Here is a 25,972-nt window from a genome sequence, read left to right on the forward strand (position 1 = left end):
CGTCTAAAACTGCGTGACTTTTTAAAGCAAAAAATAAGCCAATTGTTTTAAAACTCAAATCTTTGAGTTAAAGCGGCACAGTTTCAGCCCTTCCGTCTACATTAGCCCTTCCACATCGCAGCCTCTATCAAATGGGCCACCTTCGCAACGGCAGCCTCACCTGCGGCAATCGCCTCATCGGCGCGGTGAAACTCCATAGTGCCAATATTGGCAACTTCTGGCACAACAAGGATATCCGGCGGATCGCCCATTAGGCGAACCCGTTTGTGTCTTTGCTCTAAAATCCCCATGGACTGGGACATCACGGCAATCATGCCTGGGTTGGATTTAGTCCCTAGGGAAAATTTATCGGTCAAACTGCTAACATATTCCCGGCCACGGGCGAATAAATCCATAAAGCCCGTTTCTTGTCGAGCGGGTAAATCAGACGCTTCCGTCACCTTTTGGCTGGTCATATTGACAGGCAATACTTGCAATCGCCCCGAATGGTATCCGTTTAAATCGACAGCAATAACGATATCCACTCCCATAGCACGGCTAACGGACACAGGAACTGGATTCACTACTGCGCCATCAACTAACCAGCGATCTCCCTGGCGCACAGGCGCTAAAATCCCCGGCATAGAACAAGATGCCCTGACAGCTTGGCGCAAATCGCCGTGGCGGAACCAAATCTCTTGACCCGAATATAAATCCGTTGCGACCGCCGCAAAAGGCCGATTAAGTTGTTCAATAGTCAGATCTCCGATGCGAGACTGCAGCACATCAAACACTTTTTCGCCGCCAATCAATCCTCCTTTACGCCAACGAATATCCATTAGACCAAGAACATCCCAGCTCGAAAAACTACGCACCCACTCTTCGAGTTCAGGCAAATGATCGTGGGCATAGGCCGCCCCAACTAAAGCGCCAATGGAACAACCCGCCACTTTATCGGGTTTAATGCCCAGCGCAGCCAATCCATTTAACACCCCAATATGTGCCCACCCCTTTGCCGCGCCACTGCCTAAGGCGATGCCAATAGTTGGTGCTGATCCTTTGACCATAAAATGTTCCCCCTAAATAGACTCGGTCACAGAATAACCTAAAATCCCAACATTTCGACCATAGAGAGTGAAATAGATGGAATTAAGTGGTTGTAACATCAATGTAAATAAATATTGAACCCTAACATTATCTGCCCTATTTTTGGCAGCAACTTAGCACTAATGGCGAGATAATTATCGATGTGGATAGCTGAGAACAGCCGTTTAAGGCTATAATCTGCCCTTACTAAGATTTAGGGGATATACCTTTGCAATTTACCGATTTTTCTCTGGACCAGCGTCTGTTACAAAGCTTAAAGCATATGGGGATCACTGCCCCTACCGCCATCCAGGAACAAGCACTGCCTATCGCATTGGCAGGTAAAGATTTAATGGCGTCATCAAAAACAGGCTCGGGTAAAACCCTTGCGTTTTTGCTGCCAGCATTGCAAAGAGTCATATCTACCCGTGCACTCACCAAACGCGATCCTAGAGTATTGATTTTATTACCAACCCGCGAGCTAGCCCATCAGGTTTATAGCCAACTTCGTTTACTCGTTGCCAATACTCAATACAAGGCCATTAGCGTTCTGGGGGGCGAAAACTTTAACGATCAAGCTAAAGCCCTCGCCAAAGAACCACATTTTATCGTTGCAACACCGGGGCGAATTGCGGATCATTTAGAACAAAAACATTTATTCCTCAACGGACTAGAACTGCTCATCCTCGATGAAGCCGACCGTATGTTGGATTTAGGTTTTGCGCCGCAACTTAAGGCCATCAATGAAGCAGCGGATCATAAACGCCGTCAAACCTTAATGTTCTCGGCAACGTTAGATCACAGTGAAATCAATGATATTGCTGCAACTTTGTTGAAAAATCCTGCCCATGTGGCCATAGGCGCAGCCCACAGTGAGCATAACGATATTCATCAGCGTATTTTCCTCTGTGATCATTTAGATCATAAAGAGGCTCTATTAACGCGTTTACTGCAAGATGAACAGCATAAACAAGTGATTATCTTTACAGCGACGCGTCCTGATACCGAACGATTAGCGACCAAACTCTCGGCTCACGGGTTTGCAACGGCAGCACTCAGTGGCGAGTTAAAGCAAACCGCCCGCAATCAGATCATGGATCAATTTGCCCGTGGGCAGCAGCAAGTTTTAGTCACTACCGACGTGGCATCCCGTGGATTGGACCTGCTTAACGTATCATTAGTCATTAACTTCGACATGCCAAAGTTTGCCGAAGAATACGTTCATCGTATTGGTCGTACCGGTCGTGCAGGAGCCAAAGGCGATGCAATATCACTCGTAGGGCCAAAGGATTGGGATAACTTCAAGAAAGTCCAAGTTTTCCTCAGAAAAACATTTGAAATCAGTGTTATTCCTGGGCTAGAAGCAAAATTTAGCGGTCTTAAAGATAAGTCTAAACAGCCACCGGCAAAACGAATCGCTAAAACAGCGCCAGCAAAGGGCAGCATCAAGGCTAAAGCGGCTAAAGCCGCGCCATCCCGTGATAAACGCTTTATTACGGGCGTCGATGTAGGCGATGCGCCAATGCGTAGAAAGCCCGCGGCCCCCTTGCTGCAAGACAATGATACTGAAGAAGTTTAATTTTTAAATTGGCGTTGATGGTAACTGAATACTAAGGCTCATTACCATCAACTTGAAACTGGCTGGGATCCATGTCGTAAGCTCTCTGAGCCGCATTCCAGCTACAATAGCGCAGTTATTGATATTTTGAAGGTGTAACATGAGAGTTTGTGGTGTTGAGTTAAAAGGTGGCGAAGCCATTATCAGTTTATTAAGTTATGAAGGTGAGACCTTTAATGTGCCTGAGTGCCGTAAGGTGTCCTTCAGTGTTTCGCAATCGGCAACCGCAGAGGCGATCCGTGACTTTCATTTTGCTTTCCATAAGTTAATGCAAGACTACAAAGTCGATGAAATAGTGATTATTGAGCGTGAACAAAAAGGTAAGTTAGCAGGTTCTGCAACGAGTTTTAAACTAGAAGCCGCCATTCAGTTAGGCGAACTACCAGTGACTTTGCTATCCCCAGTGACGATCAAAGAGCAAAATAAACGCAACCCACCCCAAGTCGATTTTGACAGCTTAGATCTTAAGCGTGTGCAACAGGGGGCCTTTGAGGCCGCTTTCGCACAGCAAAACCGTCGTATTTTTGGTAAAGCCTAATACCCAGACTATTGGCTCCGAAGCGATTCGGAGCCAACTTCCTATGCCATTATTAAAATATTTAAGCGGCTATAGCCCCGATATCCAGCAACAGGTACGACAGCATCTAGATGCAGGAACCTTACCCGCACTCCTCCTACGCCGTCATCCTGAAATCCATGATATTCGCAGTGATAAAGCACTTTATGACTATACCCAAGGGATAAAAAACCGCTTCTTGCGTCAATCCTCACCTTTGTCAAAAGTGATCTTCGACGACAAAATTAGCATTAGTCATCATGCACTTGGCTTACATTCCTATGTATCACGGGTACAAGGGAACAAAATTAAAGCTAAGAATGAAATTCGTATATCTTCCAGATTAAAACGCGTCCCCGAGCCTTTACTTCGAATGGTCGTAGTACATGAATTAGCCCATCTTAAAGAAAAAGATCATAATAAGGCTTTCTATAATCTGTGTACTTATATGGAGCCAGATTACCACCAGTTCGAATTTGATTTGCGCTTATTACTCACCTGCATAGATACAAATACATCACCTTACACGACTTAGTCACAGTTTTTTCCTTTGCATCTCATTTTTATACCACCCGATATTGACTGATAATAATTTTCATTTAGAATAAATTCGTGTTATCAGCCATTGTCAGATCGTATGAAAAAGCCGAATATTGATAAAAAGCTTGAAAAGTGGTGTAAAAAACAAGCAAAAAAACTGCAAAAGCAACAGGCTAAATCGGTTGAAATATCGGCTTCGATGAAATTCATGTCACCCGTGTCTAACGCCACGGCGAATTTAAATCCAGATACTCGATTGCAAAGTAAAAAAGCTCAACGTAAATATTTAAGTCAACTATTATCCGACCACCTCACTAAACAGCACATTAAGCATCTCGACAAGCCTGCACTTAAAAAGCAATTAAAACTCGCTAAAGCCCAGTTTATTGCCGCTAATGATGCAAGTTTCCTGTCATCGGCCGTCATTAAACGTTTATCCCCCTCACCGACGGGCCGCAGTTTTGCACTGCGTCCCTATAAAAAATCCCCCTGTAGTGGCTGTCCAGCTTTAAAAGGACGACTATGCAAATGTGCCTTAAAGGCAATGCAAAAGCGCCAAGCGAGTTAAAACAGCGTATCGCATAACTGCCTTTAGCTTTAACAAAAAATAAACAAAGCAATAAAAAATGCCGATGAAAATAAATTTCATCGGCATTTTTTAATTCATCTAATCGGTTTTGAAAAATCGCCGATTGAGTAAATTAATTAACCCAAATTCATTAAAGCTTGGCGACTTTTAACCGTATTAGCAAAGCTATTCAATTCTTGATTTGCTAATTGACTCGACATCGGAATATCGGCCTTCATCGGATCGACAGGCTTACCATTAACATGGAATTCATAATGTAGATGGGGCCCCGTCGAACGCCCCGTATTACCTGATAAAGCAATAACTTGACCGCGAGTTACCCGTTGTCCTTTACGCACCAAAGCCTTAGAAAGGTGCAGGTATCGGGTGCGATACTTACCACCGTGTTCTATCACTATATATTTACCCGCAAACTGATGGTCGGTGACTAAACTCACGACACCATCGCCAGGCGCAATGACCTTAGTGCCAATAGGCACCGAAAAGTCAGCACCATTATGGGGAGAAATACGGCCAGTAATCGGATGCTTGCGATGGGAGTTAAAACGAGAGCTCATTCGTGGCTGTTTAGTCAACGGAATACGCTGGAATGCACGCACTAAACTTCGGCCTTTGGCATCATAATAACTACCATCGGTATGTTGGAATGCACTAATTTCAGAACGGCCCGTTTTAATACTCACGCCTAATATTTGGCTGCTACCCGTCGCTTCACCTTCAACATATTGATCATTTACCAAAACAGAGAATTTGTCTCCTGCATGTAGATCCCGTGCAAAATTCACTTTCTCTTTGAGTAAATCTTCAATACGCTGAATATCGGCGGCTGCTAAACCCATTTTTTGAGCAGAAACGTAAAATGAACCTTTAATATCTCCAGTCACAATACGATTTTGCCAAACACCTTCCACATTCACTTCTTCAACGTTAAAGCTGCCGTCTTCATAACGAGTAAATACCACTTGGCGTGCTGCGTTGAAGTAAAGTTCTAATTTTTGCAGTTGGCCTTCATTATCCAGCCAAAACCGCATACGGTTACCGGGTAATAAGGTATCGAGGGCGAGTACGTTTAAGTCTGCCTCCAATACTTTATACATAGTCTGCTGATCGATGCCCGCCTTAGAAAATAAACTACTTAAAGTATCACCTGAAGCAATAATACGCTCGAAATCAGGGCTGTTGTCTATTATGGGATCTTGCTCAAGGGGTGCTGATACCGGAGGTAAAATATTGTCAAGATCGAGGGTAACGGGAATTCGCTGTGCGGTCGGCACAACGTGATTAGCATTGGGCATTAGCATGGCTGCGCCAATCAACAAACCACCCACTAAAAGAATATTCTTGTGGGTGGGCGATAAATTCTGCAAACGGGTTTGCGAAAAATAGTTAAATGTGGGTTTGCCTGTCTGCAACGCTTTCACCTTTTGTTATCGTTATGGCGTTATATTTTTGAATCAGTCCCTTTGGGGGAAGCCCTAATTTTGTCAACTTATCTCAAAAAATCGATTATGACAAACGCTATTTCACAGTTTTGCGACACTATTTACTAAAAATATGCGCCAGTTTGCATTTTAAACCTGTTACATGCTCTATATCTCTCTATATAAATACTGAAACGAACTTAAATTTATCTTTTAAAACATATTGTTATAAAGTCATTATCACGGTAAACCCTGACTAAGGCAAAACGATTGCAATTTCACTCCCATGGGAGGTTTTTAGGATATCAATACGGGTATTTATCTGCTCTTTCATCTCAGAAACGTGGGAGATCAACCCTATCATGCGGCCAGAGGATTGCAGATCCATCAAGGTTCGAATGGCAAGTTCTAATGAGTCCTGATCAAGGCTGCCAAAACCTTCATCGATAAACAGGGTATCGAGCTTAATTCCTCCCGCATAGGCTTGCACTACATCGGATAACCCTAGCGCCATAGATAATGCCGCCATAAAGCTTTCGCCGCCGCTTAGGGTCGCCACCGGACGCACTTTTGAGGTGTAGGCATCTTCCACTTCTAACTCAAGTCCAGACGCTTTGTTACCCTTTGCCCTATCTTCCTTACGGAGCAAACGATAACGCCCTTTACTCATCAGATGTAGCCTATGGCTCGCTTCGAGCAACACATCGTCTAGCAGTACGCTCAATACAAAACGTTGCAGACTGATTTTATTGCCGGTTTTTCCATTAGCCACATCGGCAAGTGTGCCGATAACCGCATATTCATTCTCTAAGGCCTTAGCCTTCGTATCTGCGAGACTCAATTGGGTTTGGGTTTGCGTCAGTAATACTGTGCGAGTGTGAAGTAGCTGCCATGCCTGCTCTGCCACTTGCAATGCTTGCTGCGCCGACTCAAGCTCGGCAGCAAGCTTAATGCTATCGGGCGGCACTTTATCTTTAAGCTTAAGAGCTAACTGTTCGCACTGGGCCTTAGTCAACGCACTCTGTTGCTGATAAGTTTCAATCTCGTTTGCCAATGCATGCAGTTGCGTTTCATCTAGCATGGCCTCAAATAGGGCCTGTTGATCGACAAAACCAGCAGCGACGAGTTGCTGATTGAGTTGCTGCTGGGCGCGGGTTTGTTGGGCTAATGCAACCTCTGCGGCATTTTCGGCCCCATTAAGCGCAGCTTTTGCCGCAACAAAGGTTTGCCCGGCCTGTTGCTGACGCTCCCTCACGCTCGCAATCTGTTGTTTAATTTGGCTAAGAGTTTGCTGGTTTTGCATTATCGCTGCGGTTAATGCCTCAAGCGTTGCCAGCGCCGATGGCACGCTTTGCTGCATTTGCGCTAACTGCCCCTGCAATAAATCCACTTTAGATTGCAATGCGTTGTCCTGAGCTTGCCCTTGCTCCAGCTTTTGTTGCAGCTGCGTTTCCTGTGCGTGCAACAGGGCAATCTCTTGTTGTAACTGCTGCAAATGTTGATGCGCTTGCTCGGCCTGCGCGAGTGAGAAAGCGTATTGCGACAGGGTTTGCGTATGTTCATCTACAGGAATATCAACCGCTGTACCCAATTGGGTAGCAAGATCCTGCACTTGTTGTTGCAGGGTTTCTAACTGTGCCTGTAATCCACGGTATTCCGCTCTGGCTTTACTCAGAATTTCTTGGGCCGTCGCTTCTGCCTCTTGCGCCACTTGCAGCGCTTCTTCACTCGGGAGCGCCTCTTGGCTCTGTGCTGGCTGCGGGTGAATGTGGCTACCACAGACGGGGCAAGGCGCATCTTGCTGTAATTGCTTAGCCAAAATGGCGGCCTGCCCTTGGTGCCAAGTCATTAATAAGGCTTTATGCGCAAGCTGCGCTTGCTGATGCAGGACATTGAGCTGTTGCCCTTGGGCTTTCGCCTCGGCAATTTTAGCCTGTGTCGCCGCGACCTTTGCCGCTACTTGCTGCCATTGCTGATAGGTAGATAATAACTGTTGCTGCTGTTGGTGCGCCTGCTGCAGTGAGAGTCGAGTTTCACTACTGGCCTGCAGTGGTGGCAGAGCAGACTCCAGTTCATAACGTTTTTGAGTAACGGCGGTTAACTTATTTTTACTGCCCTGAAGCTGCGCTTTCGCCCTCACTAACTGCGCTCGCTCCTGCTCTAGGGTTTTATTGAGTTGATCCAACTCCCTAAGCTGCGGCCCCAGCGTATTCAGTTGCTGTTTAACTTGTTCCTGCTCGAGTAGCGAGGCCTCCAACGCAGGCAAATCTTGCGCTTTGAGCTCAGCCTCATCAAAGGCTTGCTTGGCCTGAGTCAGTGCCGTTTGCGCGTGACTCAAGGCAAGATTGGCCGCCTTGGCTTCCTGCTCACGGGCCACAAACACCTCAACCATGGGCGCTAAGCGCTGCGCTTGCTTGGCTAAATTTAACTTGTGGGTTTGCGCGGCTATGCTCTCTTGCTGGGCATCGAGCTCAGCTACACTTTGCGTTAAGGCATCCAACTGTGCAAATTCAGCCTGTAGATGCTGGGCGGCATCATTTACTTTAATCACTAATTGTTGCTGCTGTAATGCCTGTTCCTTCGCACTTTGGGCGAGCGCCAGTTCAGGCGTGAGCTTGGCTAATTCGCTGCTAAGCTCGTCATCAGATGCTAGGCCCGCACTCTGCAAAATGCCATCGCGGCGACTGCGTTGGTCTTTCACTAGGGCGCTGATGTCAGCAGCCTTATTTTTTAGGGTATCTTCAATCCGGCGGTAAATATTCGTTTGAAATAACTGACTAAATATCAGTTCACGTGCCTTAGAATCCGCCATTAACAATTCACGAAACTTGCCCTGGGGTAACACCATCACCTGGCGAAATTGTTCCACATCGAGCCCGGTTAGGGCTTCAATCTCAGCGGTGGCCTCGGACACTTTACTGGCGACTAATAAGCTTTCATTGCCATCGGCGTCAATTTTATAGAGCTGCGCTTCGCTCTTTTGCACCGTCGAGCCATCACCACTTTTTTTGACTCTGTCCTGCTCCGGCACTCGGCGGATGCGATAGCTATCACTGCCCAGTTGAAAACTGAAAGTGACTTCTGTAAGCAAGCTATTGTCTGCCATATCGCAGCGCATTTGGCTGCCTTCACGCTCGTTACCCGTGGTTTTACCATAGAGCGCAAAGCAAATGCCGTCGAGCAAGGTTGTTTTACCCGCGCCCGTTGGGCCATTGATCAGAAATAACGGATTATGACCTAATGCAGTGAAATCAATCGTCTGAGTCGTAGCAAAGGGACCAAAGGCAGACATGGAAAGATGTAGCGGTCTCATGCTTGGCGCTCCTCATTGTGTAGCTTAGTCAACAGCTCATCCATCACAGCTTGCTGCGCCTGCGTTAATGACTCGCCAGACACTTGAGTGAAAAAGTCACAAAACATATCCATCTCGCCTTTTTTGATATGATCCCGGCTCAAAGCGACTTGTTGCTGCCCCGCCATTAGCCCTGTGCGTTCTAAATGCAGCACATTAGGGTAAACGGCTCTGAGTTTACCCATTGCATCCAAAATAGCGTGTTTATCGAGGAGCCTAACCATAAGGTAATCATCACGCTTTGTATCGGTTTTACCTTGCTCAATGAGGTTAGCTAGCACCCCTTCCAAAACCCGAACATCACGCATCGAGGTTAACGGTAATAAACGAATATCCATCGGCATTTGTGCGCCAAGCTCAACTAAAGTCACCGACTTGTGTTGATGCTGTTCGCTAAAGGAATACTTCAAAATCGATCCTGAGTAACGCACATGTTCGGCGCCCTTGTATTGCGGTCCGTGCAAATGCCCAAGGGCGACATAATCAAACTCAGTGAATAGTGCTGGCGATATCTTGTCGGCGCCGCCAATACTCAGTGGTCGCTCAGATTCCGACTCACTGCCACCATCCAGAAAGCAATGGCTTATCACCACTTTTGGCAAACCTTGGCTATCATGCTGACGCACTTGTTCAAGCAATAGTGCCATGGCGGCCTCATGGCTTGGTGCTTCACATTCAAAAACTTGCCGCACTGTGGCAGGTTCAGCGTAAGGTAACGGATAAAAATAGGCGGCGCCCGTTGGGCTTTCTAGCCTAATAGGCGAAAGTGCTGCGCTAAGCGGCCCTATAATATGTAATCCACTTGCCGCCATTTGTTTGGCCGCAAACCCTAAGCGCTCGTGGCTATCATGGTTACCGGCAATCATAATCACTTGCAGTTTAAGATCCTGCACTAGCCGATTGAGTACATTATCTAATAGCGCGACCGCATTGGCTGGCGGAATCGATCTATCATAAATATCCCCCGCCACAATCACGGCATCGACATTATGTTCCGTTGCCAAAGCCACAATTTGATCGAGCACAAAGGCCTGATCATCCAGTAATGACTGATTGTGTAACTGACGGCCTATGTGCCAATCTGAGGTGTGGATAAATTTCATAATCGCTCTTAAACCCTATTGCAGCCAAACCGAGGGCTGATATTCATATTGGCTGTAATTTGGCCAAACGCAGATAATGTAACGCACTGAGTAATACAAGAAAAACAATGGGAACAAACTCAAAAAGTGCATGAGAAATGACAGGTTATACTATGCAAAAAACCTAACAGTGTATAGCCAAAGCAAAAGGAGTGAATGAATTAGAAACACGCGGAGGAATTTCCATCCACGCAGGATGGAAATACCCTAAATTGACTCAATCGATCAAAACAGCTGATATTGATTCACCAGCAGTTTAAAACTCATGGCAAGGGACATAGTCACGACTAACGGCTTAATGATCTTAGTGCCTTTAGTGACAACCAGACGCGAGCCTAAGGTTGCGCCAATCGCTTGCCCTGCTAGCATTACTAAGCCCAATAACCAAATCACTTTGCCGCCCAAGGCAAAAAAAATCAGCGAAGCGATGTTAGTCGAGAAATTAAGTAGTTTGGCGTGGGCCGTGGCTTTTGCTAGACCAAAGCCCGCAAGGGACACAAAGGCCAGCGCAAAAAAGCTGCCCGTGCCTGGGCCAAAAAAGCCATCGTATAAGCCCACACCTAAAGCCGCGGTGAACGCAAACGCAGTCGGTGTCAGCACTTGATGCTTATCGTCTTCAGAAATCTTTTTCGAAAATAAGAAATAACAACCAATGGCTAAAATCAAAAAGGGCAAGACCAGCTCCAGCACTTTAGTATCAACCAACTGAACGAGAATAGTGCCCAATGCCGCGCCGATAAACGCGCAAAAGAGCGACAATTTCACAGATTTAAGATCAACGAGTCCTTTACGCACAAAATACAGGCTCGCAAAAAAACTGCCACCACAGGCTTGGAGTTTATTTGTACCTAAGGCAACCGCTGGCGGTAAACCCGCCCACATCAAGGCAGGTATTGTCAGTAAACCGCCACCACCGGCGATGGAGTCGATAAATCCGGCCACCATAGCAACGGCAAAAAGTAACGCAGCAATTTGTAGAGTGAGTTCAAACTCGAGCATGATTTATGATTCTTTTTAGGTAAATGGGTGTCATTGCAGTGCATTAGACTGCGTTTGCCTTATAAACGCAAAGGAGTTATTGTCGCCATAGCGTGAGATAAAGTCACACTAAACCATTATTTTTGGCCCATGTCAGTATGCTTGGATATCGCTATGTTTCCCGATTTGCCACCACTCAATGCCCTTCGCGCCTTCGAGGCTGCCGCGAGATTGCAAAGTATGACACTCGCCAGCAAGGAGTTGCATGTCACCCATGGCGCGATCAGCAAACAGATCAAAATATTAGAGGATTATCTTGGCTTTGCGCTCTTTGTACGCTTACACAAAAAAGCCGGACTAACCGATGAAGCCAAACGCTATTTACCCCATGTGCAAGCTGCGCTGCAAACTCTCTCCAGTGCCACAGGGGATTTACGCCGCCAAAGTGCGGTGCCACAAAGCTTAGCGATAAACGTATTGCCCAGTTTAACCATCAACTGGTTAATCCCAAGAATGGAGCAGTTTAAATCCCGCTATCCACACTTGTATGTGGATCTCTCTATTGGGGATTTTGCCGTCGATTTTAGCCAAGGCCGTTACGATATCGCCATTCGTAGCAGCACTGTCATACCCAAAGGGGTCAACTATATCAAACTGATGGATGAGGATTTATGCCTTGTGTGTGCTCCCTCGCTAGCACCTAAGCTTCAGTGTATTGAAGATATTAATAGCGTCACTCTCCTTAAGCACACTACCAGACCAGAGCTATGGGAATATTGGGCAGAAAAAGTCGGACTTAAACTCACCCAGGAACAAACCTTTGGGGTTGAACATTTTTATATGTTGAGCCAAGCTGCGGCCAGTGGGATGGGCGCGGCACTCATCCCACGATTTTTTATTGAAGATCAACTCGCAAACGGCAGCCTAGTGATCCCCTTCGATGCTAACTTTATCAGCCCATATGCCTACTATTTGCTCACTCCAAAATCCCCGAGTATGCCACTCAAAGTACAAGCCTTTATCGACTGGTTGTTGGAGATCTTTGCGCCCTATCGTCATTGATCTATTTGCGATTAATTTATTGGGCTAACTGCTGCGATAAAAGTGTATTCAAAGATTGAACAACTCATATCCACACACTACATCCAACAGTCACTGCATAAGGAATTAATTAGATATGAAAAAACCACCTTGCGGTGGTTTTTTATTATTTAACCGTGACCCTATTGGATCAGTGCTGACAATGCTCATCGTGGACATGGTCATCATCGTCCATAAACTCATCGTCACCGTCTTGGTGTTGCATGACACCCCAACCATCGGTCATGCCGCCAAACTCTGCGGCGAATTCGTTGAGCATAGTCTCTTGCTCAACTAAATCATCGTAGTCAGGCACCATATTGATGCAGGCAATAATTTCCCACTTACCCAGCTCATCGTTCAGATTGAGCTCAAGTTCACCGTCTAAATCAGAATTAGCTAATTCTTCTAATGCAGACTCAGCATCACGTTGGTCATCAAAAACCAAAAAGAAATCAACATCTAACGCTTTAGTTAAGTCGATGCCTGCGTCAGCCATTGCGGCCAGCATTTTGCCATTATCATCATCAGGAAATTGCATATCTTTCTCCACTGGATAGGCTTATTCAGCCGCAATGATTTGAACTGATTCACCGTTAAAACTGACGATATCGCCCGCTACGATCTTTTTACGTTTACGCGTTTCCACTTCGCCATTGACAGTGACTAGGCCTTCGTCGATAAAATGCTTGGCTTCACCGCCCGCATTCGTCATGCCCTGTACTTTTAATACTTTGTACAACTCAATGAAATCATCACCAGAATGCAAAGCTAACTGATTAATTTGCGCCACTTAAACACGCCTCTAAAAATAAACCTGCGGCATTATAGCAGCATGTCCTCTGCGATGCAGAAATTTCAATTATCTTTGCCTTTCGGCGCTCAGTAACCCATAGGCGCAATCGTCAAACCATTGTTCGCCTATCTTAAATTCCTGCCTGAGTATCCCTTCAAGTCTGAAACCACATTTCTCAAGTACACGTGCCGAGGCATGATTATCTTGGGCACAATGGGCAACAAATTTATGCACATCAAAACTCAAGCAACCCCAGTCAATCACGGCTTGCAGGCTTTCGGTCGCATACCCTTTCCCATGGACTTCTTTCGCGAGCAAATAACCCACTTCTGCACGTTGGTCCTCCATACTCTGGCAATAGAGCCCCGTCAGCCCAACAAACATGCCAGTATCAAGCGTCTCAATGGCTAAGGTGAGCCATTCACCTGAGCCATAAAACCAAGTATCTGAACGCTGCTGAAACTTAGCGCGGATCACCTCTTCTGACTCAGGAATACGGACATATTGATTAATTTGTGGATCGCGATGCAGCATATAAAAATGCTCCCAATCTCTCTCGTGTAAGCTTCTGAGTTTTAGTCTATCTGTATAGAGTTCTAACATAGCGACTCCGTGATAAGGGCTTATAAAAGAAAACGGCAGCATAAGCTGCCGTTTTATCTACTGCTCAACAATTAACCGCGACTGGTCACTTCCAGCAAATGATAGCCAAATTGAGTTTTCACTGGACCTTGGACTTGGTTCAATGGCGCACTGAAGACCACTTCATCAAACTCACGCACCATCATACCTGGGCCAAATGAGCCCAGTTCACCACCTTGAGCCCCCGATGGACAAGAAGAATGTGTACGGGCAAGGTGCGCAAAATCCGCACCGTCTATAATTTGTTGTTTGAGCGCTTGGCACTGTTCTTCGCTGCTGACTAACAAATGTCTTGCTGTTGCCTGGACCATAATAAAACTCCGTTGAAGATCATGAGACATTTGCCCCAAATATCATGTAGTTCCCATTCAGTTAACTGTTCCAAACGGGGTGAGAATGCCCAGTATAAAAACATTCTGTTTAATTAAAAAGAACTAAAAATACCGTCTCTCACTTTTAATATAAATAACTGTTGTGTGAACAGCTTACGCTTGGTTCAACGCTATCCAGCGGTCAATTTTCTGCTCCATAACAGCCATAGGTAATGAGCCAGAGGTTAAGATTTGATCGTGAAATGCCTTTAAATCAAACTTATCACCTAAAGCCTTTTCGGCGCGGGCACGCAGTGCCAGAATTTTCAACTGACCCACTTTATAGGAAAGCGCTTGACCAGGGATCGCCATATAACGTTCAACTTCGGCCACAATATCAGATTCGGCCATGGGCGAGTTGTCCTTCATATATTGAATCGCCTGCTCACGGCTCCACCCTTTAGCGTGCAGCCCTGTATCCACAACCAAACGCATTGCCCGCAGCATTTCATCGGAGAGCTTACCAAAATATTGATAAGGATCGCTAAATAAGCCCATCTCGATACCAAGGTATTCCGCATATAGCGCCCAACCTTCTTCAAAGGCGGTATAACCACTGAAACGCTGGAACTCAGGTACGCCGGTTAGCTCTTGTTTAATCGCAATTTGGAAATGGTGCCCAGGTGCGGCCTCGTGTAAAGATAGCGTCGTCATACCCCATTTAGGCTGCGCTTTTAAATTATAGGTATTGATATAAAACACCCCAGGACGAGTACCATCCACGGCTGGCGATTCATAGGATGCACCCGCTGCCGATTGTTCCCTGAAGCTTTCGACGGGTTTAACCACATAATCAGCCTTAGGCATAACATTAAAATACTGCGGCAATACTTGGTTAATTTTATCTTTAAGCACCATATAGCCATCGATTAAACCTTGGCGATCAGTATAAAAATACTGTGGTTCGGAAGATAAAGAGGCAAAAAACGCTTTTAAATCACCCTTGAAACCCACTTGCTCACGCACTTTATCCATTTCAGAAAGGATCCGTGCCACTTCACTTAAACCAATTTGATGGATTTCATCCACTGGCATCGCAGTCGTTGTATGTGAATTTGCGAGGTGTTGATACCAAGCTTTTCCGTTGGGTAAACCAGACCAGCCATCGGTCGCGCGGGCCTTAGGTAAATAGGTTTGTTTGAAATAATCCCTAAGCCCAGTCAACGCAGGCACCAGACGCTCGCTAATCATCGCTTGATAGGACGCACTTAATGTGGACTTATCCTGCTCGGAAAAGCTTTCAGGAAAGTGCGATATTGGCGAGTAGAAAATACTTTGAGTTGCATCCGTTGTTAGCATAGTGTCGAGCTGTGGAATAATCCGCTCCACTAGCACTCTTGGTAACACCACTTTGCTCTCAATCCCTTCGTTCATGCGATTTTGCGCCAATTGGATCCATTTGATGAACCCCTCGACTCTCTGTCCCCAATTACGGTAATCTTGAACTGTATTAAAAGGTTGCGCACTTTCACCGCTGCCGAGTTGCACCATAGTAATCACAGTGCTGTAGAACTGGCTGATCGGCATAAAGCGTGATGGGAAAGTTTCATCCACCAGCGCCATATCACGATCATAGACAAACAGTGCATAGCTTAATTGTAAATCAGCGGGTAATTGCGCAGCATCAATTGCCTTTGCTTGAGCTAAGTAGCGAGTATTTAGCTCATGACGTGCCTTTAGATACTCTTCGGTCAAATCGCCACCAAACTGATCGTTATAATCGTTCACACCAACAAAAGTCGCGTAAATAGGCTCGAGTCTTAGATAATCTTTAAAATAGGCATCGACGAGGGCGACATAACGCTGTTCAGCTGTCTGCTCATCAGCCTTTTGGATTGTGGTATTAGGTGAGCTAGTTTGTTCAGCTAAGGTCACCTCTGGCTTAGAGCAACCTTGCACAGCAAAAAGTAACGCTATCGTTCCCACCAATAAATTCAATTTCATTTTTTATATTTCTCCTTTTAGATCCGTGATAGCGGAACAGTTCCTATACTTAGTAAAAAGTCTGCTAACGGAGTTAATCTATGATCTACTCATTTCGCAACTCGGGATTTAGGGATCCAGAAACCGGGGTCTACAATCAAACCTATTTCATGGAAGTATTTAACCGAGAATGGCATCGGCATATGAGGGAACACCAAAGCTTGGCACTATTGTATCTGTGCCCCCACATTCATGAAACAGTCAAACAACCCCATTTACTCGAATTCTTCACTAAACAAGTACAAGAAGCCCTGCTGCGGGCAACGGATATGATTGCAAGGCTAGATCATAACCATTTTGCCTTAGGTTTATTTAACATTGATGAAGAAGGTACTGAGGTGGTATTGGAGCGAATTGAACAGCATATACAAGCGTTTAATCAGGATTTTGGTAAAAACCACAAACTAAAAATTGACTATAAACTCGCTGCTTGTATTTGTTTACCAACACAAGAGCAGAAAATTGAAACCCTATTTACCAACGTATCGAAATTATCCTTGGAGTTAGAGAAAAATCTGCAGCAATCCCAAGTATTGATAAGGCTTCAATAAAAAAGCCCCTAGATAGGGGCTTTTAGTACGCTGTTAATACAGACTAAGGATTACAGTGTGACGTTGTGCATACGTGCTTTCTCTTTAATATAAGAGATATAGCTATTTGCACTCTTCTCAGTCTTCTTATCTTTAGCAGCTAATACTGCGCGATTATAAGCAGACTTGTACTGTTTCAAACTTAAATGAGCTAAAGCCAACTCAAAGTTTGCCTCACCTGGATGTTCAATACCGAGCGAAATTGCCTTTTCAAGCACAGGGATCGACTCTGCGTATTTTTCATCTAAGCTCAATAAACGGCCTTGTTTCAAATAAAGTTTACCATCATTACTGATCGCAGCAGCTTTACCATAAAACTCAGCGGCTTGTTTAAACTCTTTCGCGTTTTGGTAGAAACCCGCTAAAATTTCAAACGTTTTTGCGTCTTCAGCGATCAAACCTGACTTCATGTGTTTCTGATAGATTTTAGCGGCTTTATATGGTGCACCTTTCTGCGCCATCAGCTGTGCTAAACGAGTAATATTACCCGCACTATCAAGGAAACCATTTCTGTAAGCTAAATCGTAGGTTGCAAGAGACTTATCATAGTCTTCTACCATCAGATAAAACTGTGCTAACTGAACCCATAATCTGCCGTCATCCGGGAATAAAGGCACCATGACTTCTAACACACCAACGGCTTGTTTATACTTCTTTTGGTTGAAGTAAGACGTTAGCTTCATCTGATACAGACCTTTATCAGGAGCTTCAGCGAGAGAAAGGCCCTTATCAGCCACTTCAATCACTTTATCCCACTGCTTCAGTTCTGAATGCGCAATACCGATACGACGATACATTTGAGAATCGGCCTTACAAGTGAAATCCATCCACTTGTAGTAATAAGGAATCGCTTCCTTAAACTTCTTCTCTTGTAACAGCAAATCAGCATAAAGACGTAGAGTCGCAGCATGATCAGTTCCACCTAAAATATCCGCCTCAACGGCTTGTTTTAGGTATTTGATCGCGGTATCCATTTTGCCTTTTTCGGCATAAAAGTTACCAAGCATACGTGCTACATAGGCTTTATCAAAATCATTCCTAGCATTTGCTTCAAGCAAAATAGCAATAGCTTCATCAAGTTGGCCATTAGTATAAGCTTCGAAAGACTTCTGAACTTTCTTCGCGGCCCCTTCACCTACAGCTTTAGCCTGGCGTTTATCAATTTCACACTTTTCAGCCGCGACCGCAGATGAAACAGAAAATCCACCACAAAGAGAAAGCAATAATAAAGCTGCGATTTTATTAGCATTACGCATCGTTAGTTGCCTCCTTTATCTAAAGTGAAGTCAAGTTGCACTGTCATACCTGGTTGCTTAAGTGGTTTGCCATCAACAATCTTTGGCTTATATTTCCACTTTTTCAGTGCGCGAACGGCTTCTTTATCAAATAAACGCTTAGGCTCGGCTTGGATAACTTCAACGTCATCAACACCACCTAATTCGTTAATGGTAAAGCGCAATTGTACCCAACCTTCTTTGCCATCACGTGCTGCAGCTATTGGGTACTGAGGCTCAATACGAACAATAGGAGTCGCATCACCGTCGCGGTTCATCATATTACCCAGCTTAAAACCACCGGCACTATGACCACCCGCTTCCACGCCCCCCATATTGAACGACATTGCCGTATCAATATTTGATGATGTTTCTGGCGGCGCAGCTTGAGGTTTCTCAGGCTGTGCTGGTGGTGGCGGAGGTTGAGGTACGACCCTTTGTTTGCTCTGTGCTTTTGAATCTTGTCTGTCCATGGTGATTTCGATCACTGGAGTCTCGGTTGAGGTTTCGGCGCGCTGGGCGCCGCCCCCGACCAGAAAAGCCATAAACCAGAACAATCCCAAAGTCACAGCAGCACCAATAATGATCGATACTAGTGCTCTTAACATATTAATCGTTCCCCGCAGATACCGAAATCTTATCTATACCGGCCGCTTTGACTTGGTCTAATACTTTAACCACTAAGCCATGAGTGGTATCTTTATCCGCTTGGATCATTACTGCTGCCTCAGGTGCTTCTGCGAGCATACGCTCAACGTTTGCAGTTACACGCTCGATATCAACCTGACGGTTTTCCATCATAATGATCCCATTCTTACTGACACCAATAAAAATGTTAGAAGACGGTTTCGAAGTTGCTTGTGAAGCCTTTGGTTTGTTGTAATCCAAACCAGATGGCTTTACGAATGACGTTGTCACAATGAAGAAGATCAACATAATAAACACGATGTCTAGCATCGGGGTCATGTCAATTTGCGCTTCCTCATCTACACTGGAATGCTTTTTACGTGCCATGTTCAATCTCTCTCTAGTGGTGCGGCATGCGGTCTTTTAGCTTTTCTAACCGGATTTTCATTTGTTGATCAAGCCGAGTACTAACAAACACCCCGGACAATGCTGCCACCATTCCCGCCATTGTGGGCATGGTAGCCATGGAAATACCGGCCGCCATTAAACGAGCATTACTCGTCCCCTGAACTGCCATCACATCGAACACTGAAATCATACCGGTAACGGTACCTAACAAACCTATCATAGGACAAATGGCTACTAAGGTTTTAATCATCAGCATGCGATCGTTCAACTCTTGACTAGCTTGGGACAGCCAAGCTTCACGGATACGGTGTGCGTACCAAGAGGTGGTTTCCTCTCTTGCATCCCATGCAGCGATGATAGCTCGATGTTTTTTTGGTGAAATCCACTTAAGGTACCAATAACGCTCGATCATCAAAGCCCACATGACGAACAATACAAACGCAACCAGCCAAAGGACGTTTCCTCCAGCGGCCATGAAGCCCCTGACGGAATCCCAAATGTCCATCAGGTATAACATCATTAGTCCGCCCTCTTCTCAGCATGCGCCGCGATAATACCCGCACTTTGCTCTTCCAAAATTTGGGTAATTGATTTGCTACGCGCAACTAACATTGCATGCAGTAACATCAATGGCAGTGCGGCAACCAAACCTTGAACTGTTGTTACTAGTGCCATAGAAATACCGCCAGCCATCAGTTTTGGATCGCCAGTACCGAATAACTGGATACTTTGGAAAGTTGCAATCATACCCGTTACTGTACCTAACAGACCTAACATTGGACCGATAGCCGCAATAACTTTCAAAATAGGGATTCGAGCTTCTAATGCTGGTGTTTCTTTCAGAATGGCTTCATCCAATTTCAACTCTAATGTTTCAACATCAACATCTTTGTTTTCATGGTAAACCTTCAAAATACGACCAAGGGCATTGTTACCTGGATTATCAACATTCTTAGCTTGACGTTTAACTTTTGCACCGATAGCAGCCAGCACAATGAAACGCTCAGCAGCAATTAATAAGCCAAGTGCTAACAATACTAAGATGATATAACCAATTGTGCCGCCTGATTCTAAACGGTCTTCAAAACTAGCTTTGTTGGTGTAAATGTTCAGCAATACACCACGAGCTGGGTCAATATAGAAAGGAGCTGTACCAGAAGTAATTTGCTCCCACTTCTTGACTGAGCTAACTTGATAACCTTCAGGTTGAATCGACAGTTCTTGTACTAAGTTTAACTCTGGATTAAATACAACATATTTACCATCTGCAGTTAAGTTGTAAGCTCCCACACGGTGGATAGTAGTGGTCTTAACCGAACCGTCAATCGCTGTTACAGAACCTTGAAATTTAACCACTTTGCCAGATTCAGCCATTTCAAATAGCTGCTCCTGCCAAAACTTTTCTAGTTCTTCAATCTTAGGCAACTGCTTACGAGCCCCTAAATCGGCAACAAACTTGTCACGATTTGGATATTGAGCACTGACGTTTGAACTTGCCAGTTTACCAGCAAAATCACCGGCTTCACCTTTAACTACACCAAACATCTCACCCAAGTCACCTTGAGCAGTTTTCAGATCTTCTTCTAACTGAGCGATTTTACGCTCGTTATCTAAGAACGCTTGGTTCAAATCTTTACCGCGTTGTTTTTCAGCAGCTAGAGCATCTTTCTCGCGTTTTAACAGCGCAGCTTTATCGCCACGTTCTGCTTGGAATTCTTGCTCACGCTTGCTATTCACTTTGCCTTCAGCAGCACGGTCAACTTTAACTTGCTGCAATAGTTGATCGATGGTCTTAGGTGCATCAGCTGCGCTAACCATACCAGCAGTTAAAGAAAAACTTGCAGCTAATACAGCTGTAGTAATTAACTTCTTCATTATTGTGCAGTCTCCGCAGCAGGAATTGGTAATGCGAATAGATCTAGAGCGCCTTGTTTACGGGCAATGCGAATACCTTTTGTCAGTTCACGCAGGTAGCTATCTTCTAACTTATCCCAAGACTTAGTTTGAGAGTTATAAATCCAGCCGGTCTTTTGATCTAAGCTTTGTGCATAAAGAGCAACACGACCTAAGTTGAAGAAGTCAACTAACACTTCTTTACCATCAACGCTTAATGATCCTTGGTTAACATCTACAGCACTGCCATAGTCACGCTCGATACTGTATGCATCAAGGATCAAACGGTATTTTTCAGCTAGGGTTACTTCAGCTGTGTTTAACAGTCTTTTTAACTCTTTTACGCGGTTAGCGCGTACTTCAGAGTTGAATGGTAAGTCTAATTGAACGAATTGCTCTAAAGACTCAACCATTTTAAACATTAAAGGCACTACGCCCTGACGTAATTTATCAACGCCATTAATGTCGTTTTGAATCGCGTCCATAGACTTTTGCTGGTCAGCAACTAAGCTGGCAACGTAATCGTTGTACGACTTCAGTGACTCGCGCTCATCAGCTACAGAACCATACTCAAAAAGCATGTCTTGTGCTTGATCGAAATACTTATCAACATTCTTTTGCGACGCAGCGGCATCAGCGTGGATCAAACTATCCGCTTTTTGCGCGTCGGCAAGAGGATCTGCAACCACGAAGTTGCTGCTCGCTAATGCCAGCACGCCAACAAGTGCAGTAGCGATTTTTGTTCTATTACTTACCTTGGACATAGTTCCCAACCAATTTGAAGTGAATAAAAAGGTTTAACTTACCAGCAACATCTCCTTCAGCAACAAATGCGTCAGGCCATAAATACTGTAAGTTCGTCTTTCTCTTGTGTTTCTTAGTTTTTTCTTCCCTTTCCTATGCCTCTGCAGGCATAGACCCGCTGGCATCATTTCACAAAATGTTGACCTGTGTCAACAATTGGCGTGAATGAAAAGTCATAGAAATAAGTGTTTCAAAACGAACCTACCATGGAAGGTTATTATATGAACATTTTGAGTGTCAGTCTGGTCTTTCATGTCATATACAACGCGCTAAATTAACAATTATTTAACCAACTTATCAAATACTAAGTGCCAAGCGATTATTTGATGATCATCTGTTTTTAATGTTGAAATTGAGGAGAGCCTTACTCCAACACTACTCAGTAGTGTTGCCATGCCAGCCAGTTTAGGTACATCTAATGCCGCATTAATTAGCTCCGTAAGTCTTAACCCTAAGTTATTGATTTGCTGCTGAATAAATTTAAGATAATTTTTTTTATCTTTTACTGACCAAAACATACCTTTTTTAAAGAACGTCATTACATAATTTAAAATTTCAGAGTCTTGTAATGCCGACTGGTCAATAGCAACAAGCTCGCCTAGTTGATGGTTAACTTTCATACGCAATTTTTCACAAATAGCGTCTTCTTTCAATCGTTGTAAATCTGACTTATCGAAAATATCTCCCATTGCTTCAACTAGTAAATGCAGGTTATCAATAAGCTCAGCTACCAAACCATTTTGAACTATCGCCAAAATCCGTTTGTTACGAACCATAATCACTGAATCAGAATGGTGACATACAAGTGAAATACGCCCGCCAATTTTCAAAATATTAGATATTTGCACTAGTGATTCAGTCACATTTGAATACTCAATACCAAACTGGGATGTCACTAAATCCACTTGTGCTTCGAATGGAATTGATTCGCAGTTTACCCCACCAATCAAATCAATCGCTATCTGACCATCATGTTCATTAATAGAGGTGTGTATTTCAGCATAGTCAATACCTCTAACCCGACCATTGATATTAGATTGACCTAAATAATCTCTAATTAATAATGGTATCGCTCCATTGCCTGTTGCAACATCTAGAACTTCGAAACCAGGCTTAAGTCCATCAAAAATTGGAAACCAAACATCGCGTAAAATACCAGCATAATTTCTTTCAAAATCACTCCCAAAAGAAGTCAAATGGCCTTGTTTCCAATATTCACTCCAATGTTGCTTCATGCTCCACCCAATTTATTATCCATTTATAAAGAAAAAGGCCAGCATATTTGCTGGCCTTATATAAATTCTAATATCTAGAATTAGAACTTCAAAGTATAACTAGCACGATACTCACGGCCATAGTTGTTATATAAATCAGGGTTTTCATAAGCACCTGAAGAACTTAAGACTGGATCTTCATCGGTTAAGTTATTAACACCGAGTAACACTGAACCATAGTTACCAAAGTCATAACCGTAGCTGATGTTATGAATTAACCATGAATCCAAACTACCAGACTCTTTATCTTCATATGTAGAATCTGTGTAGTTCATGTTCCATGATAGAGAGTTGTTACCAATTTTATAAACTGTAGTAAATACAGATTTATAATCAGGTTGACCATTCCATCCAGCGGTATCAATTGCTTCAGAACCGCCTTCGACTTCCTCTATATAACTCAGGATAAAGCTGTTAGTCCAGCTAAAAGAGAAGTCACCAAAGCTAGTTTCTAAGTTACCGTTTAATGTAACATCCACACCTTCAATTTCTAATTTATCACCGTTACCATAACCTGTACCAACTTCATACGCTTGACCTAGAGCGCCACCTGTACCTGGTGCACGTAAGACATAGAAAGTATCATTTGCCGTCAAAGAACCAGAGGCAATACCTTCCATAACGTTAGTAATGCTACGCTGACTAATTACATCATCGATATTTAAATCGAAGTAATCGACTTTAACACCAAAGTTATCAAGAACATCCCACGCCACACCTAAATTGATATAATCAGATGTTTCAGGGCCTAAGTCTTTGTTTGCAGTGATATATGTATCATACTGTGTTTCCAAACAAGCAGTTTCGCTAATGCCATTTGATTCACAATATGGATAGTCAGTACCATACTCTGCACTGAATGTTGTTGCTGCATACAATTGGTCTAAGGCAGGAGCACGGAAAGCCTCAGAGTATGATGCACGAAGAACTAGATTTTCTAGCACTTGCCAACGAACGGCAGCCTTTGGCGCAACGTTATTACCAAAATCGCTATAATCGTCGTAACGAGCAGCAAGGTTTAACTCAATAGTATCAGTAATAGGTAATACTGCTTCATAGAATGCAGCCCAAACTTGACGATCACCGCCTGCGGAGTTACCAGCACTACCACCGACTAAACCAGCCTCGGATTGAGCATCATAAACAGAAGAGTAATCTTGTTCGAAATACTCCATGCCAAAGTAATGGGCAACTGCACCAGCAGGCAATTCAAATGCATCGAAACCGATACCAGCGTTCCATTGTTGGAAAGTTGCACTGTCCTGAGTTAATGTCGTTGCTTTCATATTATTAACACCGGCTTCAGAGCCGAGATCAATACCATTGGCCTCATTATATGCTAAGCCAGAATAGCTTAAATAATACTCACCAATAGATTTATTGTCTGCAATATTATGATGATAATAGACTTCCCAAGTTGCATCATTCAGAGCACTGATAGTTCCGCGTAAACCGGTTAAGTAATCTTGGTTATAATCGTCAACGTTCCCATCACGATTACCAATATCTACCCAACGGAAATAACCTGTAGCACCATCCTCACCAAAAGGGTTGTGTGGGTTATCAGCATCCATGTTGTTCCAAGGTGCGGCAGGAGGAGCATAACGGCCAAATGAGTTGTTCTGAGTGAACATTATACGTCCAAACCATTCCACATCTTCCGCAACTTCATAGTTAGCATCAACATATACTGTATTACGGTCTACAGATGCTTTGTTATATGAAACGTTAGCTGGTGCAAAAGCACAATAAGTATGACCTGGGCCTGATACGTTATCTGCTTTAATAGTTTGAAACTTATCAGAGCCATATTTTGCTTCCAAATCGTCACAAAGTGGTGACGCTAGTTTCATCGTTTTATCGGGACTGCGAACAGTTGCACCGTATTGGCTCCAACCAATAGCTTCTTCGAACTGAATTTCTCCATCACCGTTCAAATCGTTTAAACTTGGTGCGGTATAATCACGGTCCGCATCTGCAATGCCTTCACGATCTTGGTGATCAAATGCAAACGTAAGATTGCCTTTGTCCATCTGATAGCCAGCAACGACAGAGAATTCTTTGCTTGTTAAGCCACCATCACGTTCACGTGAACCACCGCCGACATTGAACTCAATGCCTTGATAGTTTTTCTTCATGATGATGTTAACTACACCCGCAATCGCATCTGAACCGTAGGTTGATGACGCACCATCGGTTAAAATTTCAATACGTTCAACGGCTGCCATTGGGATGGCGTTCAAGTTAGCAGAGGCACCACCAAGAGTTGGAGAGCCAGGGAAACGTTTGCCATCGATCAACACTAAAGTACGGGCCGAACCTGCACCACGTAGATCGATAGTCGCTTGTGACTGTGCAGAGCTACCAGAACGCTCAGAGAATGAGCCGAAAGAGTTAAGGTTACTGTTGCGAAGTGCGTCCGCAACGGTAAAGTTACCTTCAACTTTCATATCTTCAGTTGTGATTGTTGTTACAGGCGAAGCTCCTTCTAGATCACTACGTTTAATACGTGAACCAGTAACTTCGATACGTTCAACTTTCGCGCCGTCTTCTTCAGCAGCAAAAGTAACAGGCACGCTTAACGTTGCGGCAGTAACACCACTAATCAACGCAAAACGTACTGATTTAGCCAATAAGCTATTCTTATGCATTGTCTATCTCCCTGGATATTTGTTATTTATTATTTTTTACTTTGAGCAACCTTTAGGCACCAAATGCGCCACAAAGCTACGTATAGGCGACACAATAAAAACACATGGGAAACATAAAATCAACAAATACAACCACAGAATTACAATAGTAATGCATTTTAAAATGGCCGAATTAAACAAAAAATATAAAAATCAACATCTTAAGTAAAGTTAAAATCATTCAAAGTAACATGTTGGCTTAAAAGCAAGTTTAGAGCGACTAAGATTTATGCCCTTGATCTAACAAAAAATAGTCTTCCATTTACAAAAAAATATGCT

Annotated in this window: 24 protein-coding genes; 6 read left to right on the plus strand and 18 right to left on the minus strand. The window is 44.1% G+C overall.

What is annotated here, in order from left to right; all coding sequences use genetic code 11:
- Window positions 1-101: 101 nt before the first annotated feature.
- Window positions 102-1,046: a patatin-like phospholipase RssA gene (rssA, locus tag MJO46_RS04610; protein ID WP_253988306.1), complete on the minus strand. Its 945-nt coding sequence runs from the start codon at window positions 1,044-1,046 to the stop codon at window positions 102-104.
- Between the two features lie 248 nt (window positions 1,047-1,294).
- Between rssA and MJO46_RS04615 the strand changes: the two genes are divergently transcribed.
- From MJO46_RS04615 to MJO46_RS04630, 4 genes are all read left to right on the plus strand, one after another.
- Window positions 1,295-2,644, plus strand: a complete 1,350-nt coding sequence (locus MJO46_RS04615) for a DEAD/DEAH box helicase (RefSeq protein ID WP_253988307.1) — start codon at window positions 1,295-1,297, stop codon at window positions 2,642-2,644.
- 139 nt (window positions 2,645-2,783) lie between these two features.
- Complete coding sequence (locus MJO46_RS04620; RefSeq protein WP_253988308.1) at window positions 2,784-3,221, plus strand: DUF3010 family protein; 438 nt, start codon at window positions 2,784-2,786, stop codon at window positions 3,219-3,221.
- Window positions 3,222-3,264: 43 nt separating this feature from the next.
- A complete protein-coding gene (locus MJO46_RS04625; protein ID WP_198783032.1) occupies window positions 3,265-3,774 on the plus strand; it encodes a M48 family metallopeptidase in 510 nt (169 codons plus the stop codon).
- Between the two features lie 102 nt (window positions 3,775-3,876).
- Window positions 3,877-4,347: a hypothetical protein gene (locus MJO46_RS04630; RefSeq protein WP_253988309.1), complete on the plus strand. Its 471-nt coding sequence runs from the start codon at window positions 3,877-3,879 to the stop codon at window positions 4,345-4,347.
- A 137-nt stretch (window positions 4,348-4,484) separates the two neighbouring features.
- On the opposite strand, the gene MJO46_RS04635 is transcribed toward MJO46_RS04630, so the two are convergent.
- The 4 genes from MJO46_RS04635 to MJO46_RS04650 all read right to left on the minus strand — a co-directional run bounded on the left by MJO46_RS04635 (window position 4,485) and on the right by MJO46_RS04650 (window position 11,282).
- The gene (locus MJO46_RS04635; RefSeq protein WP_253988310.1) at window positions 4,485-5,780 is read right to left on the minus strand and encodes a peptidoglycan DD-metalloendopeptidase family protein; all 1,296 of its coding nucleotides are present in this window, start codon (window positions 5,778-5,780) and stop codon (window positions 4,485-4,487) included.
- A 265-nt stretch (window positions 5,781-6,045) separates the two neighbouring features.
- Entirely contained in the window at window positions 6,046-9,102 is a 3,057-nt protein-coding gene (locus MJO46_RS04640; protein WP_253988311.1) for an AAA family ATPase, read from the minus strand.
- The gene (locus MJO46_RS04645) at window positions 9,099-10,244 is read right to left on the minus strand and encodes an exonuclease SbcCD subunit D (RefSeq protein ID WP_253988312.1); all 1,146 of its coding nucleotides are present in this window, start codon (window positions 10,242-10,244) and stop codon (window positions 9,099-9,101) included. Before MJO46_RS04645 ends, MJO46_RS04640 begins: the two co-directional genes overlap by 4 nt.
- Window positions 10,245-10,508: 264 nt before the next feature.
- Window positions 10,509-11,282, minus strand: a complete 774-nt coding sequence (locus MJO46_RS04650; protein ID WP_253988313.1) for a TSUP family transporter — start codon at window positions 11,280-11,282, stop codon at window positions 10,509-10,511.
- Between the two features lie 153 nt (window positions 11,283-11,435).
- Between MJO46_RS04650 and MJO46_RS04655 the strand changes: the two genes are divergently transcribed.
- Window positions 11,436-12,323: a LysR substrate-binding domain-containing protein gene (locus MJO46_RS04655; RefSeq protein ID WP_253988314.1), complete on the plus strand. Its 888-nt coding sequence runs from the start codon at window positions 11,436-11,438 to the stop codon at window positions 12,321-12,323.
- A 169-nt stretch (window positions 12,324-12,492) separates the two neighbouring features.
- On the opposite strand, the gene MJO46_RS04660 is transcribed toward MJO46_RS04655, so the two are convergent.
- The 5 genes from MJO46_RS04660 to MJO46_RS04680 all read right to left on the minus strand — a co-directional run bounded on the left by MJO46_RS04660 (window position 12,493) and on the right by MJO46_RS04680 (window position 16,094).
- Window positions 12,493-12,882 (minus strand): ribonuclease E inhibitor RraB, encoded by a 390-nt coding sequence (locus MJO46_RS04660; protein WP_198783026.1) that lies wholly within the window; start codon window positions 12,880-12,882, stop codon window positions 12,493-12,495.
- A 21-nt stretch (window positions 12,883-12,903) separates the two neighbouring features.
- Window positions 12,904-13,134 (minus strand): RNA-binding S4 domain-containing protein, encoded by a 231-nt coding sequence (locus MJO46_RS04665; RefSeq protein WP_253988315.1) that lies wholly within the window; start codon window positions 13,132-13,134, stop codon window positions 12,904-12,906.
- A 69-nt stretch (window positions 13,135-13,203) separates the two neighbouring features.
- Complete coding sequence (locus tag MJO46_RS04670) at window positions 13,204-13,740, minus strand: GNAT family N-acetyltransferase (RefSeq protein WP_253988316.1); 537 nt, start codon at window positions 13,738-13,740, stop codon at window positions 13,204-13,206.
- Window positions 13,741-13,811: 71 nt separating this feature from the next.
- A complete protein-coding gene (locus tag MJO46_RS04675; RefSeq protein ID WP_253988317.1) occupies window positions 13,812-14,090 on the minus strand; it encodes a peptidylprolyl isomerase in 279 nt (92 codons plus the stop codon).
- A gap of 174 nt (window positions 14,091-14,264) precedes the next feature.
- A complete protein-coding gene (locus tag MJO46_RS04680; protein ID WP_253988318.1) occupies window positions 14,265-16,094 on the minus strand; it encodes a DUF885 family protein in 1,830 nt (609 codons plus the stop codon).
- 80 nt (window positions 16,095-16,174) lie between these two features.
- Between MJO46_RS04680 and MJO46_RS04685 the strand changes: the two genes are divergently transcribed.
- Window positions 16,175-16,684, plus strand: a complete 510-nt coding sequence (locus MJO46_RS04685; protein ID WP_253988319.1) for a diguanylate cyclase — start codon at window positions 16,175-16,177, stop codon at window positions 16,682-16,684.
- A gap of 50 nt (window positions 16,685-16,734) precedes the next feature.
- Here MJO46_RS04685 and MJO46_RS04690 read toward each other — a convergent pair whose 3' ends face one another.
- The 8 genes from MJO46_RS04690 to MJO46_RS04725 all read right to left on the minus strand — a co-directional run bounded on the left by MJO46_RS04690 (window position 16,735) and on the right by MJO46_RS04725 (window position 25,654).
- Window positions 16,735-17,979 (minus strand): tetratricopeptide repeat protein, encoded by a 1,245-nt coding sequence (locus tag MJO46_RS04690; protein ID WP_253988320.1) that lies wholly within the window; start codon window positions 17,977-17,979, stop codon window positions 16,735-16,737.
- A gap of 2 nt (window positions 17,980-17,981) precedes the next feature.
- Complete coding sequence (locus tag MJO46_RS04695; RefSeq protein WP_253988321.1) at window positions 17,982-18,605, minus strand: energy transducer TonB; 624 nt, start codon at window positions 18,603-18,605, stop codon at window positions 17,982-17,984.
- Between the two features lies 1 nt (window position 18,606).
- The gene (locus tag MJO46_RS04700) at window positions 18,607-19,011 is read right to left on the minus strand and encodes a biopolymer transporter ExbD (protein ID WP_011071947.1); all 405 of its coding nucleotides are present in this window, start codon (window positions 19,009-19,011) and stop codon (window positions 18,607-18,609) included.
- Window positions 19,012-19,024: 13 nt separating this feature from the next.
- Complete coding sequence (locus MJO46_RS04705; protein ID WP_253988322.1) at window positions 19,025-19,552, minus strand: MotA/TolQ/ExbB proton channel family protein; 528 nt, start codon at window positions 19,550-19,552, stop codon at window positions 19,025-19,027.
- Window positions 19,552-20,907, minus strand: coding sequence for a MotA/TolQ/ExbB proton channel family protein (locus MJO46_RS04710; RefSeq protein ID WP_253988323.1), 1,356 nt, complete (start codon window positions 20,905-20,907; stop codon window positions 19,552-19,554). The genes MJO46_RS04705 and MJO46_RS04710 overlap by 1 nt, the downstream gene beginning before the upstream one ends.
- A complete protein-coding gene (locus MJO46_RS04715) occupies window positions 20,907-21,689 on the minus strand; it encodes a DUF3450 domain-containing protein (RefSeq protein WP_253988324.1) in 783 nt (260 codons plus the stop codon). Before MJO46_RS04715 ends, MJO46_RS04710 begins: the two co-directional genes overlap by 1 nt.
- Window positions 21,690-22,010: 321 nt before the next feature.
- Window positions 22,011-22,964, minus strand: coding sequence for a class I SAM-dependent methyltransferase (locus MJO46_RS04720; protein WP_253988325.1), 954 nt, complete (start codon window positions 22,962-22,964; stop codon window positions 22,011-22,013).
- Between the two features lie 80 nt (window positions 22,965-23,044).
- Window positions 23,045-25,654 carry a TonB-dependent receptor gene (locus MJO46_RS04725; RefSeq protein WP_253988326.1) on the minus strand — a complete coding sequence of 870 codons (2,610 nt, stop codon included), beginning with the start codon at window positions 25,652-25,654 and terminating at the stop codon, window positions 23,045-23,047.
- Window positions 25,655-25,972: the final 318 nt, after the last annotated feature.

The organism is Shewanella sp. KJ2020 (genome assembly GCF_024197625.1).
GTDB lineage: Bacteria > Pseudomonadota > Gammaproteobacteria > Enterobacterales > Shewanellaceae > Shewanella.

Excerpts from the sequence above, each read along its gene's own strand:
- MJO46_RS04660 (WP_198783026.1), bottom strand. The coding sequence starts at position 12,882 with ATGCAATTTCCTGATGATGATAATGGCAAAATGCTGGCCGCAATGGCT.
- MJO46_RS04700 (WP_011071947.1), bottom strand. The coding sequence starts at position 19,011 with ATGGCACGTAAAAAGCATTCCAGTGTAGATGAGGAAGCGCAAATTGAC.
- MJO46_RS04640 (WP_253988311.1), bottom strand. The coding sequence starts at position 9,102 with ATGAGACCGCTACATCTTTCCATGTCTGCCTTTGGTCCCTTTGCTACG.
- MJO46_RS04710 (WP_253988323.1), bottom strand. The coding sequence starts at position 20,907 with ATGAAGAAGTTAATTACTACAGCTGTATTAGCTGCAAGTTTTTCTTTA.
- MJO46_RS04720 (WP_253988325.1), bottom strand. The coding sequence starts at position 22,964 with ATGAAGCAACATTGGAGTGAATATTGGAAACAAGGCCATTTGACTTCT.
- MJO46_RS04625 (WP_198783032.1), top strand. The coding sequence starts at position 3,265 with ATGCCATTATTAAAATATTTAAGCGGCTATAGCCCCGATATCCAGCAA.
- rssA (WP_253988306.1), bottom strand. The coding sequence starts at position 1,046 with ATGGTCAAAGGATCAGCACCAACTATTGGCATCGCCTTAGGCAGTGGC.
- MJO46_RS04650 (WP_253988313.1), bottom strand. The coding sequence starts at position 11,282 with ATGCTCGAGTTTGAACTCACTCTACAAATTGCTGCGTTACTTTTTGCC.
- MJO46_RS04675 (WP_253988317.1), bottom strand. The coding sequence starts at position 14,090 with ATGGTCCAGGCAACAGCAAGACATTTGTTAGTCAGCAGCGAAGAACAG.
- MJO46_RS04680 (WP_253988318.1), bottom strand. The coding sequence starts at position 16,094 with ATGAAATTGAATTTATTGGTGGGAACGATAGCGTTACTTTTTGCTGTG.
- MJO46_RS04670 (WP_253988316.1), bottom strand. The coding sequence starts at position 13,740 with ATGTTAGAACTCTATACAGATAGACTAAAACTCAGAAGCTTACACGAG.
- MJO46_RS04685 (WP_253988319.1), top strand. The coding sequence starts at position 16,175 with ATGATCTACTCATTTCGCAACTCGGGATTTAGGGATCCAGAAACCGGG.
- MJO46_RS04690 (WP_253988320.1), bottom strand. The coding sequence starts at position 17,979 with ATGCGTAATGCTAATAAAATCGCAGCTTTATTATTGCTTTCTCTTTGT.
- MJO46_RS04705 (WP_253988322.1), bottom strand. The coding sequence starts at position 19,552 with ATGATGTTATACCTGATGGACATTTGGGATTCCGTCAGGGGCTTCATG.
- MJO46_RS04715 (WP_253988324.1), bottom strand. The coding sequence starts at position 21,689 with ATGTCCAAGGTAAGTAATAGAACAAAAATCGCTACTGCACTTGTTGGC.
- MJO46_RS04695 (WP_253988321.1), bottom strand. The coding sequence starts at position 18,605 with ATGTTAAGAGCACTAGTATCGATCATTATTGGTGCTGCTGTGACTTTG.
- MJO46_RS04655 (WP_253988314.1), top strand. The coding sequence starts at position 11,436 with ATGTTTCCCGATTTGCCACCACTCAATGCCCTTCGCGCCTTCGAGGCT.
- MJO46_RS04645 (WP_253988312.1), bottom strand. The coding sequence starts at position 10,244 with ATGAAATTTATCCACACCTCAGATTGGCACATAGGCCGTCAGTTACAC.
- MJO46_RS04630 (WP_253988309.1), top strand. The coding sequence starts at position 3,877 with ATGAAAAAGCCGAATATTGATAAAAAGCTTGAAAAGTGGTGTAAAAAA.
- MJO46_RS04620 (WP_253988308.1), top strand. The coding sequence starts at position 2,784 with ATGAGAGTTTGTGGTGTTGAGTTAAAAGGTGGCGAAGCCATTATCAGT.
- MJO46_RS04725 (WP_253988326.1), bottom strand. The coding sequence starts at position 25,654 with ATGCATAAGAATAGCTTATTGGCTAAATCAGTACGTTTTGCGTTGATT.